This is a genomic window from Ignavibacteria bacterium, assembly GCA_016873845.1.
GTDB lineage: Bacteria > Bacteroidota > Ignavibacteria > Ch128b > Ch128b > JAHJVF01.
Genome location: VGVX01000020.1, coordinates 1 through 16,449 on the forward strand (window position 1 = coordinate 1; position 16,449 = coordinate 16,449).

Consider the following 16,449-nt stretch of genomic DNA (forward strand, 5'->3'; position numbering starts at 1 on the left):
AAAAGTAATCCGCGTGATCTTAAGTTTTGAATAATGTGCGGATCAGCTTCTTTAACATGCTGATGTTTGAAATCCGTTACAAGCTCATTGAATCTGCCGCTTTTGTCAACAGGATTCACAAACGGCAGATCAAATTTTCTTCCTGCTTGATAATCATCTTCACCGAATGCCGGAGCCATGTGGACAATTCCGGAGCCGTCTTCGGTCGTTACAAAATCTCCATCAACAACATAAAATCCTCTTTTATCAACTGGAATGTAATCGAACAATCTCTCATATTCCCAACCGAGCAGATCGTTTCCTTTGTAAGTTTCTACAACCTCATACCCTTCAGGTAGAACAGATAATCTTTCTTTCGCAAGTATTAAGAAATATGCTTTTTTCTTTTCGTCAATCAGCTTTGCTTTTACATAATCGATATCGTTTCTCACAGCGAGTGCAACATTTGAAATCAATGTCCATGGCGTAGTCGTCCAGACCAGAAAGTAGGTATCTTCTTGCCCTTTAATTTTTGCCGCAATGTAGATTGACGGATCTTTTACGTCTTCATAACCAAGCGAAAGCTCGTGTGAAGAAAGGGGCGTTTCGCAGCGTGTGCAGTAAGGTTGAATCTTGAATCCTTTGTAGATAAAACCTTCGTCAAAAAATCTTTTGAGCGACCACCAAACTGATTCGATGTATTCATTTGTGCATGTGATGTACGCATCGTCGAGATTTATCCAATAACCGATTCGGCGTGTTATCTCGTTCCAATCTTTGAGATATGTGAAGACAGAATTTTTACACGCTTTATTGAATTCGCTTACGCCATAACTAATAATTTCATCTTTTTGCTTTATGCCAAGCTGTTTTTCAACTTCAATTTCGACCGGCAAGCCGTGTGTATCCCAGCCGGCTTTTCGGTGGACTTGAAACCCCTGCAGAGTTTTATAACGGCATATGATATCCTTAATTGTTCGTGCCATAACATGATGAATGCCTGGCTTTCCATTGGCTGTTGGTGGACCTTCGTAAAAAGTAAAGAATTTATCCGAACTTCTCGAAGAAATGCTCTTCTCGAAAATCTTGTTGGATTCCCAAAAGCCGAGAATCTCTTTTTCTATCTCTGAATATTTTATTTTTTCTGTATGCTGCTTAAACATAGTATCGAATCACTTAATTTGAACTGCAAAGATAAGAAAATTATTGAAATTTGTATTGATTAGGTTATTATTTTTGAAAAGCGATGTTCTGAAAAATCCGACTTTTCTGATTCATTCAATTCGTAAAAAGTCGGTTTTTTTAGAGCTATTCCTTCAGCCCCTCTTCATGCTTTTCGAGGACGGCTAATTCGGTTTGGAGGAATTCTCGAATTTTAATTTCAAGCTCGCGTTTAATTTTTTCAAGCTCCTGAACTTTCTTCTTAGCATCAAAAACCATTTCATTTGCATTGACCATTGCTTCACGCTTTAAGAGTTCAGCTTCCTGCTTTGCATCAATAATATTCTTTTCATAAAAACGGATCTTTTCGGTTGCTTTTATAATGTCTTTGCTAACTTTGTATGAATAATACACAACAGTTCCAAATATTGCGAAACAGGTTGTCAGTGCGATTTTCAAAATTTGTGTGAGGGCAGATGCTCCACCGAACGTTTCGAGATAAAATACAGACGGCTTAACCGCAACAATTATAAAAGAAAAGAAAGAAATTGCAAACCAAGAAATCCCAATTATCCAAAGAGATAATTTCATCCCGAACAAATAGCAGATAAGCATTCCAAAAGAAAATGCGAACAGGAAGAGCAAGAACCAAGTCCCAAATCCCATCGGATAGAACGAGAGTATTTCAGTAAGTGCAAAGTTCGAGAGTGCAAGTACGCACAGGTAGAATAAAACAGCTATCCAATAATAGAATGGATATTTCATTTTAAATTCTTTCAATTAACTTTTTCATTAGAAGAGTCATTTTAGGTTCAGCTTTTTTTGCGACTGCGATTATCTTTTCAACGTTTACTGGCTCAAGCGATTCGGGAAAACATAAATCTGTTATAATTGTTATTCCAAAACATCTCATGTTCATGTGATTAGCAACAATGTTTTCCGGAATTGTAGACATACCGACCGCATCGGCGCCGGTCATTCGTAAAAATTTGTATTCTGCAGCAGTTTCGAGATTTGGTCCGGTCACTGCAACGTAAACACCTTTTTGGATTTTGATTTTTTCTTCCACAGCAATTTTTTCTGCAAGCGCAATCAATTCCTTTGAGTACGGTTCAGACATATCGGGGAATCTTACTCCAAGTTCATCATCGTTTGGACCGACGAGAGGATTATCACCGAGCAAATTTATATGATCGCTCATTATCATCAAATCCCCTTTGTGAAAATCGGGATTCATTCCGCCGCCGGCATTTGAAATGAAAAGAGTATCAACTCCGAGTCCCACTTTCTTAGACATCACTCTGACAGGGAAGGTGATCTGCTGCATCGTGTAACCTTCGTAGTAATGAAATCGACCTTGCATTGCAACAACGTCTTTTCCGCCAAGCCTTCCAAAGATTAATTTGCCGTGATGCGATTCAACGGTTGAAACAGGAAAATGCGGAATGTCTTCATATTCAATTACTGTTTCTTTTTCAATTTCATTTGCTAAACCGCCAAGCCCTGTACCGAGAATAATCCCGATTGAAGGAGCCATTGCAGTTTTTGATCTTATAAAAGAGACTGCATCGTTAATTTTTTTTCTGAGGTCTGTCATATTAATCTATCAATAACCGACTCAATCTTTGAATTTGTTTTTTCTTTTTTTGATTCATCTGCTAATTCTGTTTGACCTGAATTCGTCAGTGCATTCATCATTTGCATGTGGGCGGTGATAACAGCACGCAGCCGCATGATTATAGTCTGCTTTTGCTCGCGGAGTTCAAGCACAGCATCGTGAATTGCTTTCGCATCTGCTTTCGCTTTATCTATCAATTGCTTTGCTTTTATTTCGGCTTCTTTAATTAGAAGAACTGCCTGCCGCTTTGATGATTCCATCGAACGTGAAGATGTTTCTTGTGCGGCGAGCAAAGTTTGCTGCAATCCTTTTTCAATCAGCTGATAATCTTGAAGCTTCTTCTGCATTTGATTTACCGAAGATGAAAATTCTTCGTTCTGTTTGATCAACTGATCGAATTCATCTGCGATTATTTCGAGAAAAGTATTCACTTCGTCGGGATCATAACCGCGTATGTTTCTTTTGAATTCCTGACGCTTAATGCTCAGAGGTGTAATTCTCATGACTCAAATATCAATTATTAATTTTCAATTATCAATTTTCAATTACTAATTCACTCTCCTTCTGCTGCCGAATATCGCTGTACCGATTCTTAGTATTGTTGCACCTTCTTCTATTGCAATTTCATAGTCGGATGTCATTCCCATTGAAAGTTCTTTCAAATCACAATTTTCAGTTTTGAAGGAAGAATTCTTTTCCTTTAACTCACGCAGCACCGTAAAACATCTTCGGATTTCTTTTTCATCTTCGGTGAAAGTTCCAATGGTCATTAATCCACTGAATTTTATATTCTGAAATTCCGAAATGCTATTCATAAAATCCTCAAGTTCGCTTTCGTCCAAACCGAATTTAGTTTCTTCTTTAGCTGTGTGAATCTGAATCAATCCATTCACGATTATAGATTTTGTCTCAGCCCGCTTATTTATTTCACTTGCGAGCTTGATACTATCGATGCTTTGAATCGACGAAACTTTATCGAAAATATACTTTACTTTATTGGTTTGCAAATGTCCTATCATGTGAAATTTTGCCTTAGAATCAACTTTTTCGAACTTGCCTAAGAATTCCTGAACTTTATTTTCCCCAAATTCTGATATGCCAAGTTCTAAGGTTTGATTCAAAATCTCTGGGGGAATTGTTTTTGAGACAGCAATTATCTTTATTTCATCGCTCTTAATTCCAGCTTTTTCAGAAGCTTTACTGATCTTGGCTCTAACGACTTCAATATTTTCTTTAAGTGTGCTCAAAGATTGACGATTAAATTTATACCAAGTCGGGGTAAAAAGCAAGCAAGAAGAACAAGATCGATCTAAATTAAAGGTATGTAAGAGTAAGTTATATTCATCATCCCCCAGTCACATAATCAAACTGCTTCGTTTTGAAACAAGTCCACCACCTCCATTGACACATTTCGCCGGACATACTTCTTGCTCCACCGAGTATTGATTTGGCATCGTATCCCAGCAATCGTAAATAAGCAACGACATAGGCAGAAGTCTGTCCATCGCTGTCATAAACCGCAACCTTTTGATCGTTTGGAATTGTTTGAAGATACGCCGAACTGTTCAAATCCAAACGTGGTTGGAATAAGACTGCGCCTGGCGGATGGCCATAATCTCCCATCCGATAAAGTGAAGATGAACCGTAACAGATAACAAAGTAGTCAATTGTCTTTTTATCTGTATTATATGTGTTCATTATCGTATCGATATCGATAGAGGCGTTATCCCAGCCTTGTTCAAGCAACAGTTTAATTCTCGATTCTAAAATCTTATCGATCGTTTTTTCACCCGTGATCAAAGCAGGCAGGCTGACATAATTTAATTTAGGGAACGATTGATGCGTGAATCTCCCAATGTTTCTTGCATTCTTTGAACTTTCGATTAGCTTGTTCACAAAATCCGAGTGCCAAATTCCCATTCCGAGATTCATTGAATATACGTTTTGATATCCATAGAGCCTGAGCAAACAAGCCGCATAACCGGACGACTGACCTGTATTACTAATAATTACAATTTTCTTAATAATAGAGGTGTCAACAGATTTGATATAATCAAACAGATTTTTCATTTCGATATTTTTAGCATTTGCGATATGCCCTGCTGTGAAATCCACTTTTTCGCGTATGTCGAGAAGAAGATATTTTTCTAAATTCATGTTGACTTCTTCAGGAGAGATTAAGGATGGAGAATTCGTTGAATTTATAAAATTACCGTGAGTCTCAAGATAAACAAGCATTAATTCGGAGTTACTTATCTCGGGGAGCGGTTCGAGAGGATTATCTCTAAAGCAACTGGGTAACAACGTGAGAATTATTATGAAGAAAATCGTGGCGCACTTATTCATATATTCTCACATAAGATTTATCCGCCTGTTACATAAGTATAGTTCATTATATCAGATGATTTCAATCTGATGATCCGGGTGGAAAGGAGTTGATCGTTCCCGAACATTCCCATTGCACCAAGATAAATGGACTTCGCATCGTAGCCAAGCATTCTCAAATAAGCAACCAAATATGCGGCAATTTCACCGTTGTCATCATATACAGCAATTTTCTTATTTGGCGGGAGTGTTTGCAAGTAAGTTGACGATTTCAAATCTATCCTTTGTTCATAACGTACCGTTCCAGGCGGATGCCCATTATCTCTTATGTTATAAAGACGAGCCGGCGCATAACACACAACGAAATAATCGATGATCTCTTTTGTTTTATCATAATCCTTCATCACTGTATCTATATCCACGAGAGCTTTTGAAAAACCTTCATTGAGTAAAATATTAATCCGAGATTCGATTTTATCGAGTGTCTGAACTTTGCCTGTTGCAAGCTTTGGCATTGATGAAAAATTTGGCTTCGGTGTGCTGTAAAAATCAAACCTTCCGACAAACTTTGCATTTCTAATTGAATTATACCATTTACTCGAAAAATCCAAGTGCCATGCTGACATTCCCCACTGCATTGAATAAACTTTTTCGTAACCTCCCAGCCGCAGCAGCGATGCAGAATATGCAGCTGATTGACCTGTCGCACTTACTAACACAATTTTTTCGAATTTCGAAGTGTCAATAGATTTAATGTGCGCCAATAAGTCTTTCATCAAAACATTTTTTGCACCTTCGACATGCCCCTTTGAAAAATCAGATGACTCACGAATGTCGATGATATAATACTTGCTTAGATTAGAATTAACATTAGCTGCTGTAACAAATGCGGGTGCTTTCGTTGAGTTGATGAAATCGCCATGTGTTTCAAAATAGACAAGCAGCTCCTCTGAATCTCCCATATCAGAGATGGTTTCGATTGGATTATCTTTAAAACATCCATAGGTAAAAATTGTAAGTGTAATAAATGCGATTAATAAATATTTATATTTCATTGTGTAGTATATTTTCATAAACTTTTTTATTTAGCTAAAACCAGCGATCTACCAATTCCAAGGAACATACCAATGCCGTCACCGTACACGTTCCACTCGATGTTTCCGCCTGCTTGTGTGAATGTATCTTCAATCGGCTGATTGAACTTTTTTGTTTTGAAATAATCCCGAAATTTTTCGTCAAAAGAGTAAACTCTGATATAAAGCTTTCCTTTAAAGGTGTTAATAATGTCTCTCGGAATTGTAATTGTTCTAAGCTGGAGCTTTTCATTTTCTTTATCGCTTTCTTTCGATAATGCGTACATTTCTTCAGCCTCTTTTATTAGAAGATTATTTTCATAAACCGCCCAGGTTGCGCCATAAACTTGCCCAGGCTTATTGAACACCTCTCCCTTAATGTATGCCGTTGTTCCGTCGTCAATCAAAAAAACATTAGTGACTCCTGGATTACTCGGGACAAAAGTCTTAGCATAAACATTTCTATCTTTCCACTTTCCGAAGAGTTCATATTCTTTATTTCCCTCGATCTGTAAATTTATGAGTGGTTTATACACGCCCTTTGAAGAATACTTCAGAGGTATGACACGCACTCCATCTTTTATGTAACAAACAACATCTTTAAGCTCTGCTTTTTCAATCGTGAATGTTTCAATAAGCGGAAGTGTCTTGGTAAATGTTACTCCCTGAAAAACTTGATAACCTTCAAGAAGACCTTGAACAACAACTTTTTCTTCATAAGGCAGATTTGTTTCAATCACATCAATCTTTTCGCATCCAAAAATAATAATTGTAAAAAGCAGAATCGATAAATTAAGTAGTTTCATCATTTCACCTAAAAAGTAAAGTTAATTGAAAGAGTCGGCATAAATGGGAACAATGTAAGCTGTTTTAGTTTTGGAATTTTCTCGCCAGCTTCATTCGTCTCAAAAGATATATATTGAGCAAACGGATTTTTCCTGTTATAAACATTGAATAAACCAAACGTAGCATTCATAGAACTGCTCAGCCATCTAAATTTGTACGATATACTTAAATCTAGCTTGTGATATGCCGGCAGACGAAAAGCGTTTCTTTCAAGGTAATTAAATCGGATGTTTTGATTGCTCGTTCCACCAATTTCATTGAAGTAATATTGACCTGTCGGCAATGTATAAGCCTGCCCTGTTCCATAAGTCCAAGTTGCGCTGATGTTCCAATGATTAAATAGACTGTAAGAGAGAACGATCGATACATCATGACGCCGGTCATAACGCGGATAGAATATTTGCCCGCGATTGAGTTCGTCGAACAATCGTCTTGTCCAAGAAATTGTGTAACCAATCCATCCATTCAGATCACCAGCACGCTTTTGGAGAAAGATTTCAATTCCATATGCCTCACCTTTTCCGACAACAAGCTGATCTTCAACTTCTGTATCAATTGAGAAAGTTGCCGCAGAAGAATATTCTAAGAGATTTTGCATGTTTTTATAATATCCTTCGATCGAGAAAAGATATACTTCATTGAAAAGATATGATTCGATTCCACCAACGAATTGATCGGAACGTGCCGGCTCAATCCGCTCATTCGAAGGATACCAAATATCAGTTGGAAGCGAAACATCATTACGGACAATAAGATGAAGGAATTGATGTGCCCGCGCATAAGCTCCCTTAAAAAACACATTTTCCATCAGTGCAAGCGTCAAAGAGATTCGGGGTTCAATAGAGAGTTTTTTTCGTTCTTTAAAATAGTAAAGGCGTGCACCTATATTTGTAGAAAGCTCAGGAATAATTTTCCATTCATCTGATGCGTACGCAACGGCTTCAAGTGACAATTGATCGTTTCCAGATCCGCTTCCGCGCTCAATTTCGCTTAGGAAAAAGTCGCTCGATACAAGCCTGAATCTATGCAAAGTGATTTCAGTACCGATTCTAATTGTATGTTCTTCGATTGGAAAAAATTCTGTTTCGCGTTTGAATAAAAAGTCTTGCAGTTTTGTAGATGCGAAGAAATCGGCTGCCGAAGCTCTACCCGATTTATCTTCAAGCAAGACGTCAAAATCATAATTTGTGTAACTCAGTGATGTGTTCGAAAATAAAGTTGGATTGGAGATTTGAGTCCAATTCAAACTCATGGTTGTATTTCCCCAATTTATATCGTATCCGATATCTTTTGCATTAAGAGAATTATATAATCTGTCTTCTCCCATTAAACCACTCACGGAAAGCCAATGCGATTCGTTTATTTTGAAAGATATTTTTCCATTCACATCAAAGAAATTATATCTCGGAAGAATACTTCCCTTGTATAATGCACCTTGAAGCACATCGTAATACATTCTTCTGCCAGAAAACATAAAAGTTGAATTATCTGTCAAAGGTCCTTCGACGAAGAGATTCGAATTAATTAATCCGACTCCCATTTTTCCAGTGAATTGCTCTTTGGTTCCTTCTCGAAGCTTGACATCGAGAACACTTGAAAGCCTCCCGCCATATTGTGCAGGGAACGCACCTTTGATCAATCGAATATCATTTATAGCTTCAGTATTAAACGTGCTTGCAAAATTTCCCATATGTGCCGGATTATATACAATAACTCCATCAAGCAGAGTTAATGTCTGATCGGGCGAGCCGCCGCGAACATAGAGTCCGGTTGAAATTTCTGTCGCGACTTTTATCCCGGGCAGGAGTTGGAGTGTTCTAAAAAGATCCACTTCGCCGGTCAACGAGGGGAGAGTTTTAAGCAGTTCTGGAGAAACATCAATTGAACTGATTGGAGGGGCAATTTCAGAACCGCGCTTTTCGCGAACAACAACTTCAGGAAGTACAACTTCTTCTTCGGCAATTTCGAAATTAATTCTAATTGAATTTTCACCGGCTGCTTTTACTTTTTTAATTGAACTTTTATAACCGATACTTCTTGCCACAAGGAAATATTCTCCTGCTGGAACATTTGGGAGGGAATAAAATCCAAAGCGATTTGTTGCCGCTCCTCGAAAAGGGGGCTTGGTGAAAACTGAATCTTCATATAGAATCACGTTCGTACCTATTACGGCCTGTCCTGATATAACTTCGGTAACAACACCTGCAATGGTTGTGTTTTGCTGAGCAATCGATAAGTTGAAATAAATCAACATCAATGTCAGCCCGACAAGAGTTCGGTTGAAAATAAGATTAAAGATCACAAACTTTTTATTCATTGTTCACTAAAATTTTTGGTTTCAAAGATACACATTTGGAAGGTTATAAACACAAAGTGATAGAATTATTTTAACCAACATTCTCCTAACTGTTAAATTAAAATTTCCCCTTCAAGATAAAGGACTGCGTTTCCTGATATCTTTACGCGATCGCCGAGATTTTCACAAAAAAGTTCTCCCCTTCGTTGAGAAAGCTGAAACGCATGAAGTTTATTTTTATTCAGCTGCTTTGACCAATATGGAATGAGCGAACAATGTGCTGAACCTGTAACCGGGTCCTCAAGAATTCCCGCATTTGGAGCAAAGAACCGTGAACAAAAGTCGTATCCATTTCCTGGCGCCGTGACAATTATCCCAAGAAAGTCCTTGAAAGTTTTTAATAATTCAAAATTTGGAGATAATGAAATAATCTGTGATTCGTTTTTGTATACTACAAACAAATCGCGTGATCTTAGTATTTCCATCGGCTCAAGACCAAGCGCTGCACTGATATTTTCCTCAGGTTGATATGGAATTGGATCTCTTGCAGGAAAATCAAGGGAAAGAAGTTCAGCAGTTCTTTCAACTTTCAATTTTCCACTTTTAGTTTCAAAACTAACTGAACTAATATTTTTATTTATGAAATTAAAAATTACAAATGCACTCGCAAGAGTTGCATGCCCACACAAGTCAACTTCCATCGTCGGAGTAAACCAGCGCAGTTCGTAAAGGTCTTTGTCTTTCTTTACAAAGAAGGCTGTTTCAGATAAATTATTTTCTGCGGCAATTTTTTGCATAGTTGTATCGTCAGTCCATTTTTCAAGTGGACATACTGCTGCAGGATTTCCGCTAAATACTTTGTTTGTAAACGCATCAACTTGGTAAAGCGGGATTTTCATATCAATCCTTTTTTTGAAATAAAAACGTTACACATTTTATTTTATGTTCTAAGTAATAATTTTCATCTCGCTGATTTTCGAGATAGCTGTCAAACAGATCTGCTTTATGCGGATACTTAAGCTTGAGTTCTTTAGTACGATTTTCAATTAAGGCGTACATTGCATCATTTTCGCCTTTCATTTTGCTTGGAGGGAACTCTTCCTTATCGACAATCACAAAATTACTTGAATGAATTTTCTCGTAATAATCACTTTCTTTCGTATATGCCGGATGAACGAAATCGCTTTCATTAGGGATAAGTCCATCTTCAATAATCACATAACCGTTCGGTACTAAACTTTCAGAAAGTTTTTCTAAAGTCTTGCAAATATCACCGAGCACAGGGCCAATCGAACAAAGCAGAATTAGGTGAAAATCAAAGCAAGTGTAAACACATTCGCGAATATCTCCAACTTGAAAGCTTACAAATTTCTCGACTTGAAACTCTCTTGCTTTGCGATTTGCTTCACCAATAAATTCTGGAATAGCATCAATTCCGAGAATCTCCGTATTTAACTTTTTTGCAATTTGAATAGAAACGGCTCCTTTTCCGCAGCCCAAGTCCAACACTTTGAGCTTAGGAAATTTTGTGTGAATAGAGTTCTTCTTGATTAAATTAATGATTGATGATGGCGATCCGCCAAGTTCCCAAAAATCCTGAAGCAAATATGGTAAGAACGGAAAAACTTCAGGATTTTTTCCATCAAGCGAAAATAAAATGCTTTCTTGAATTGAATCAGATTTCATTGGATCTTATTCTTATGAAGATTTTAAAAAGCACTTTCATTAGGGATTAATATTTAGATTGTAAAAAACAAAGGACCAAATATCCGTTTGTTCATCAATTTGTTTTGCAGTCGGTTTGCCTGCTCCATGTCCAGCTCGAGTTTCAATTCGAATAAGGACGGGATTTGTTCCTTTATATCTTTCCTGTAGGGTGGAAATATATTTGAATGAATGTGCAGGCACAACTCTGTCATCATGATCGGCAGTAGTTACAAGTGTTGCAGGATAATTCAATCCGGCACTTAAATTATGAAGAGGAGAATAAGAATAAAGATTTCTAAAATGAACCGAATCCTCGCTCGAACCATATTCAGCAGCCCACGCCCAGCCGATTGTAAATTTATGATAACGAAGCATATCCATAACTCCTACTGCCGGAAGAGCAACTTTAAATAATTCAGGTCTTTGATTCATCACAGCGCCAATTAGCAATCCGCCATTCGAACCGCCAGAAATTGCAAGTTTTTTATTTGAAGTATATTTCTCTTTTATAAGAAATTCTGCCGCAGCAATAAAATCATCGAAGACATTTTGTTTGTTCAAAAGCATTCCTGCTTTATGCCATTCTTCCCCATATTCACCGCCGCCGCGAAGATTTGCCATTGCATACACTCCGCCATTTTCAAGAAAAATCAATCGCGAAACACTGAACGACGGAAGCATGCTCGCATTGAATCCGCCATAGGCATAAAGCAATGTTGGATTATTTCCATCTAACTTTAATCCTTTTTTATGAACGATGAACATGGGTATTCTCGTGCCGTCTTTGCTCGAATAATAAACTTGTTTCGTCTCGTAATCTCCAAAATCAAAATCTATATCCGATGTTCTGAATAGAGCCGATTTTCTTGAATGCACATCAAAGTGATAAATTACCGTGGGAAATGTGAACGAAGTAAAAGTATAAAATGCCGTAGTCTCATTTTTCTTCCCGCTGAATCCTCCAAGTGTTCCTAAAGTTGGAAGCTCAATTTCATATTCGAATTTACCATCTAGACTATAAACGTAAGCTCGGCTGCTCGCATCTTTCAAATATGATACAATTAATTTTCCCCCAATGATCGTTCCCCACTGAAGCACTTCTTTTTGTTCGGGAATAATTTCAATCCAATTTTCTTCAGAGAAATTATTTGGATCGGCTAAAATTATTTTCTTTCGTGGTGATTTGTGATTAGTTAGAATGAGGAGCTTATCATCGACATTATCGATTATGCTGTACCTGTAAACAAAATCAGTTACAACCGGAATGAATTCACTTCCTTCCTTGGAAAGATCTTTCACCATAAAAGCATTATTTCCCGAAGCTCCTTCGGACATGTAGAGAATTAGATAACGTTCATCCTCAGTTACAGATGCATAAAAATTTCTTTTGGGCTTTTCTCGAACTTCATAAACAAGTACATCGCTGCTTTGATAAGTTCCAACTTCATGATAATAGACTTTGTGATATTCATTTTTCTTTGTAAGCACTTCGCCGCTTGCGGGCTCATCATAGCGGCTGTAGAAAAAGCCATCTTTGTACCATGACGCACCAGAGAATTTAATCCATTTGATATGATCAGATAATTTCTTCTGAGTTGCAGTCTCCATTACAAAAAGTTCATTCCAATCCGAACCGCCTGATGCCGTACCATAAACAACATACTTTGCATCGTTTGAAAAACTTAATTGAGATAATGCGACTGTCCCATCCTCAGAAAATTTATTTGGATCGAGAAATACTCTCGGCTCAGAATTCAAATCCTCCTGAACATAGAGGACACTTTGATTTTGCAGCCCGTCATTTTTAAAGAAGTAATAATTATCTCCTTCTTTGAAGGGCGAAGAATATTTTGGGTAGTTCCAAATTTTTGTGAGCCTTTCTTTTATCTTTTCTCTGAAAGGAATTTTTTCAAGATAATCGAATGTGATTTTGTTTTGAGCTTCAACCCAGACTTTCGTCTCCTCCGAATTATCATCTTCGAGCCAGCGGTATGGATCTTCGACAATAGTTCCGTAATAGTTATCAGATTGATCAACTTTTTTTGTTATGGGGTAATTAATTTGAGCACTGAGAAGTTGAACTGCAAGCAATGCAACAAACATTATTAGAAAGAACTTTTTCATTAAAATTTTCCTTTGATAATTATTAAGCCAAATTAATTTTGAATTTCTTTTCTTTTATCAATTGCCATTTTATATAAATCGTAATACTTTTTAGCGGATGCATCCCAGGAGAAATCTCTTTTCATTCCATTTTTTTGGATCTTTTTCCAGGTTTTTTGGTCTTTGAAAACTTCAAGTGCTCTCTGGACAGTTGCGATAATGGCATTGCTTGTATACTCGTTGAAAGCGAAACCCGTCCCAGTCTCAAAACCGAGATATTCAAACTCATGCCAATCTTGCACCGTATCAGCCAAACCGCCGGTTTTTCTGACGATTGGGACCGTCCCGTACTTTAAGCTGTAAATTTGATTCAATCCACAAGGTTCGTATCTTGAAGGCATTAAAAACATATCAGCGCCGGCCTCTATCAAATGTGCAAGTTCATTATTAAAACCTAGATAGCTTGCGACTTTATTTGGAAAGGCATAAGTCATGCTTCGGATAAGATTTTCATAACGAGGTTCTCCCGCACCGAGAATTACCCACTGGGCATCCAGTTTCATCAATTCTTTTGATGCATCGGCAAAAATGTCAAATCCTTTTTGATTTGCTAATCGCGAGATCAGACCTATCAGCGGAATATTTTTATCAAAAGGCAAATGAAGCTGAGTGAGTAAAGATTTTTTGTTTTTCTGTTTCGGAGAGAGTTTTCTTTTTGTGAAATTGAATGGAATGTGCTTATCTGTTTCAGGATCCCAAGTATCATAATCTGCGCCGTTCAACACTCCAAAGAAGTCATTTTTTCTTGTATTCAGAATTTTTTCCAGCCCGGCTCCATATTCATGAGTCAATATCTCACGGGCATACGTTTCACTGACAGTATTAATAATGTCCGCATACACTATACCAGCTTTTAGGAGACTAACGTTACCATGAAATTCAAGTGGTCCTCCTGCATAGAAAAGATTTGGCTGAAGTTCTGCTTTGCTCAAAACATTCGGCTGAAAAATTCCTTGGTACTCGATATTGTGGATAGTGAAAACGATTGCAGAGCGGCGGAACATCATATCCCAATTGTAATTATCTTTTATATAAATTGGGAGAAGTCCGGTTGGCCAATCGTTGCAGTGAAAAACATCCGGAGTCCATCTTAACCGCTGGCAATTTTCAATTACTGCTTTTGAGAAAAGAATGAACCGCTCATCTTCGTCTTTATCGCTAGTGTAAATTAACTGTCGATTGAAATAATGCGGACAATCAATAAAATAAATCTCAACTTTAGAATTAGGCAAAAATCCTTTGAAGACATGAACGGAGTAAGTGACTCCACCAACCCGAATCGGCAACTCGCCAATTTCCCAGCAATAATGTAGTTCAAACCTCCATTCATCAATTGTTGGATACTTCGGCATGAATACTTTCACATCGCAATTGAGCATTTGTAATGCTTTTGGAAGCGAGCCGGCAACGTCTGCTAATCCGCCTGCTTTTGCGAATGGAACTGCTTCAGTAGTAACGAATGCTATTTTCATGTTTTACTGGATTTAAGAATAAAGTAAAAAAAATTTTTTGATTATGAAACTATGAAGAAAAGAAAATAGGAACACGGATTTTTAAGAATATTATGATTCAAAATAATCAAAAAAAATCGGTCAGCTGGATTTAGTCTCAAGCAATTTCAAAATCTTAAACGCAGCAGCAGCCGCGCCAACTCCATTATTAATATTCACGACTGTAACTCCGGGCGAGCAGCTTGTAAGCATTGCAAATAATGCCGTAAATCCATTCATTGCAGTTCCATAACCAATGCTTGTTGGAATTGCGATTAATGGCTGATGATATAAACCAGAAACAACACTCGGTAAAGCTCCCTCCATTCCGGCAGCAACAATCAAAATATCGCACTCTTTAATTTTATTATCTTTCGAAAAGAGTCTATGAATTCCAGCTACTCCAACATCATAGATTCTTTCAATGTCTGCGCCCAAACTTTTCAGCACCAATCCGGCTTCTTCACATGCTGCTATGTCAGTTGTACCTGCAGTGATTAATCCGATTTTGTATTTTTTGATTTTTGGAAATGGTTTTCCAATCCTGAATGAACGCCCCTCGTTGGAATAAACTCCCTTCGGAAAAATTTTCTTTAATTCTTTGAAGTGTTTTATATGGCAGCGAGTGCCAATTACTAATTTTTTCTTTGAATAGATTTTTTTTGCAAGCTCTATAATTTGTTCAAGAGATTTATTCTCGCAGTAAATAATTTCAGGAATAAATGTTCTGTGCTCGCGTTCAATATCAATATTCGCGAAGGAGGTCGAAATCGAAGAGCGGGTTTCATTTAGTGATTTTTCAGCTTCGTCAATAGAGAGTTTTTTCTCGATCAACTTTTCTAGTATTCTTTTTGTTTTTTGATCAGGCATTTTCGATTTGTTCTTTTATTGCATGGTTCAGTTTTCCGGATTTAAATCCTTCGTCATCAATTTCAATATTTTCATAGCCGATGTTTTTAAATTCATCTTCAATCTCATCGTAGAATGATTTTAGTCTTTCAACATCGAAGTTGTCAACTTCAATTTTTGCTGAATTATCATAATGCCGAACACGGACGTTTTTAAATCCAAAATTTCGAATAAACTTTTCAGCTTGTGCAATCATGCTAAGCGACTTGGCATCGATGAAAGTCCCATAGGGGATTCGTGATGATAAACACGGAGCCGATGGCTTATCGTGATTTGGAATCCCATAAAATTCAGCTGCATCTCTTACATCTTGTTTTGTGAATCCACACTCTATTAATGGAGAACGAATTTTATTCTCTTCCGCTGCTATTCTTCCCGGTCGATAATCGCCAAGATCATCAGCATTTGCTCCATCTAGCACAAAAGGAATATTTCGTTTCTCGGCAATAGCGAGCAAACGATTATATAATTCCGATTTGCAGTAGTAGCATCGGTTTATCGGGTTAGCAGCATAATTTTCGATTTCTAATTCATTGTATTCGATTTCTTCATAATTGAATTTATATTTCTCTGCTAAACTACGTGCAAGTTCAACGTCTTCGTTGATAATAGTTTCTGTGCGAGCAAGAACGATTAATGCTTCCTTGCCAAGAACTTTATTTGCAGCAAACGCAATCAGAGTGGAATCCACGCCTGCCGAGAATCCAATAATAACTCGGCCATAATTTCGAATCGTATTTTCAAGTAGTTCAATTTTATTGTTCATTTTACTTAATAATTCTAAGGTTTTTCTTTTATAACAAATTTAGAGATTTAATCGCTTGAAATACAAGTCATCATTTATAATATTTGTAATAACTGGTATTGACAGGTTTGTTTTTT

Annotated in this window: 15 protein-coding genes; all 15 read right to left on the minus strand. The window is 37.3% G+C overall.

The features are described 5' to 3' along the window. On the minus strand, positions 1–1,142 hold a 1,142-nt coding region (locus FJ213_05845), incomplete at its 3' end, for a class I tRNA ligase family protein (protein ID MBM4175680.1). A 145-nt stretch (positions 1,143–1,287) separates the two neighbouring features. Beyond that, the gene (locus tag FJ213_05850) at positions 1,288–1,905 is read right to left on the minus strand and encodes a hypothetical protein (protein MBM4175681.1); all 618 of its coding nucleotides are present in this window, start codon (positions 1,903–1,905) and stop codon (positions 1,288–1,290) included. A 1-nt stretch (position 1,906) separates the two neighbouring features. Beyond that, on the minus strand, positions 1,907–2,737 hold the full coding sequence (locus tag FJ213_05855) for a purine-nucleoside phosphorylase (protein MBM4175682.1): 831 nt from the start codon (positions 2,735–2,737) through the stop codon (positions 1,907–1,909). Further along, positions 2,734–3,261 carry a DivIVA domain-containing protein gene (locus FJ213_05860; protein MBM4175683.1) on the minus strand — a complete coding sequence of 176 codons (528 nt, stop codon included), beginning with the start codon at positions 3,259–3,261 and terminating at the stop codon, positions 2,734–2,736. The genes FJ213_05855 and FJ213_05860 overlap by 4 nt, the downstream gene beginning before the upstream one ends. A 45-nt stretch (positions 3,262–3,306) precedes the next feature. Further along, complete coding sequence (locus tag FJ213_05865; GenBank protein MBM4175684.1) at positions 3,307–4,005, minus strand: YggS family pyridoxal phosphate-dependent enzyme; 699 nt, start codon at positions 4,003–4,005, stop codon at positions 3,307–3,309. A gap of 97 nt (positions 4,006–4,102) precedes the next feature. Further along, a complete protein-coding gene (locus FJ213_05870) occupies positions 4,103–5,104 on the minus strand; it encodes a rhodanese-like domain-containing protein (protein ID MBM4175685.1) in 1,002 nt (333 codons plus the stop codon). A 17-nt stretch (positions 5,105–5,121) separates the two neighbouring features. Then, a complete protein-coding gene (locus FJ213_05875) occupies positions 5,122–6,156 on the minus strand; it encodes a rhodanese-like domain-containing protein (GenBank protein ID MBM4175686.1) in 1,035 nt (344 codons plus the stop codon). An 8-nt stretch (positions 6,157–6,164) separates the two neighbouring features. Next, positions 6,165–6,965 (minus strand): DUF4249 family protein, encoded by an 801-nt coding sequence (locus FJ213_05880; protein ID MBM4175687.1) that lies wholly within the window; start codon positions 6,963–6,965, stop codon positions 6,165–6,167. A 5-nt stretch (positions 6,966–6,970) separates the two neighbouring features. After that, a complete protein-coding gene (locus tag FJ213_05885; GenBank protein ID MBM4175688.1) occupies positions 6,971–9,319 on the minus strand; it encodes a TonB-dependent receptor in 2,349 nt (782 codons plus the stop codon). A gap of 92 nt (positions 9,320–9,411) precedes the next feature. Beyond that, a complete protein-coding gene (locus FJ213_05890) occupies positions 9,412–10,197 on the minus strand; it encodes a PhzF family phenazine biosynthesis protein (GenBank protein ID MBM4175689.1) in 786 nt (261 codons plus the stop codon). Position 10,198: 1 nt separating this feature from the next. Next, positions 10,199–10,984, minus strand: a complete 786-nt coding sequence (locus FJ213_05895; protein MBM4175690.1) for a class I SAM-dependent methyltransferase — start codon at positions 10,982–10,984, stop codon at positions 10,199–10,201. A 39-nt stretch (positions 10,985–11,023) separates the two neighbouring features. Next, positions 11,024–13,129, minus strand: a complete 2,106-nt coding sequence (locus FJ213_05900; GenBank protein MBM4175691.1) for a S9 family peptidase — start codon at positions 13,127–13,129, stop codon at positions 11,024–11,026. A gap of 32 nt (positions 13,130–13,161) precedes the next feature. Beyond that, on the minus strand, positions 13,162–14,640 hold the full coding sequence (gene glgA / locus FJ213_05905; protein ID MBM4175692.1) for a glycogen synthase GlgA: 1,479 nt from the start codon (positions 14,638–14,640) through the stop codon (positions 13,162–13,164). 120 nt (positions 14,641–14,760) lie between these two features. Then, the gene (gene larB / locus FJ213_05910; protein ID MBM4175693.1) at positions 14,761–15,528 is read right to left on the minus strand and encodes a nickel pincer cofactor biosynthesis protein LarB; all 768 of its coding nucleotides are present in this window, start codon (positions 15,526–15,528) and stop codon (positions 14,761–14,763) included. Beyond that, positions 15,521–16,333: an ATP-dependent sacrificial sulfur transferase LarE gene (larE, locus tag FJ213_05915; GenBank protein MBM4175694.1), complete on the minus strand. Its 813-nt coding sequence runs from the start codon at positions 16,331–16,333 to the stop codon at positions 15,521–15,523. The genes larB and larE overlap by 8 nt, the downstream gene beginning before the upstream one ends. Positions 16,334–16,449: the final 116 nt, after the last annotated feature.

Excerpts from the sequence above, each read along its gene's own strand:
- FJ213_05870 (MBM4175685.1), bottom strand. The coding sequence starts at position 5,104 with ATGAATAAGTGCGCCACGATTTTCTTCATAATAATTCTCACGTTGTTA.
- FJ213_05895 (MBM4175690.1), bottom strand. The coding sequence starts at position 10,984 with ATGAAATCTGATTCAATTCAAGAAAGCATTTTATTTTCGCTTGATGGA.
- FJ213_05850 (MBM4175681.1), bottom strand. The coding sequence starts at position 1,905 with ATGAAATATCCATTCTATTATTGGATAGCTGTTTTATTCTACCTGTGC.
- glgA (MBM4175692.1), bottom strand. The coding sequence starts at position 14,640 with ATGAAAATAGCATTCGTTACTACTGAAGCAGTTCCATTCGCAAAAGCA.
- FJ213_05855 (MBM4175682.1), bottom strand. The coding sequence starts at position 2,737 with ATGACAGACCTCAGAAAAAAAATTAACGATGCAGTCTCTTTTATAAGA.
- larE (MBM4175694.1), bottom strand. The coding sequence starts at position 16,333 with ATGAACAATAAAATTGAACTACTTGAAAATACGATTCGAAATTATGGC.
- FJ213_05885 (MBM4175688.1), bottom strand. The coding sequence starts at position 9,319 with ATGAATAAAAAGTTTGTGATCTTTAATCTTATTTTCAACCGAACTCTT.
- FJ213_05875 (MBM4175686.1), bottom strand. The coding sequence starts at position 6,156 with ATGAAAATATACTACACAATGAAATATAAATATTTATTAATCGCATTT.
- FJ213_05880 (MBM4175687.1), bottom strand. The coding sequence starts at position 6,965 with ATGATGAAACTACTTAATTTATCGATTCTGCTTTTTACAATTATTATT.
- FJ213_05860 (MBM4175683.1), bottom strand. The coding sequence starts at position 3,261 with ATGAGAATTACACCTCTGAGCATTAAGCGTCAGGAATTCAAAAGAAAC.
- FJ213_05900 (MBM4175691.1), bottom strand. The coding sequence starts at position 13,129 with ATGAAAAAGTTCTTTCTAATAATGTTTGTTGCATTGCTTGCAGTTCAA.
- larB (MBM4175693.1), bottom strand. The coding sequence starts at position 15,528 with ATGCCTGATCAAAAAACAAAAAGAATACTAGAAAAGTTGATCGAGAAA.
- FJ213_05890 (MBM4175689.1), bottom strand. The coding sequence starts at position 10,197 with ATGAAAATCCCGCTTTACCAAGTTGATGCGTTTACAAACAAAGTATTT.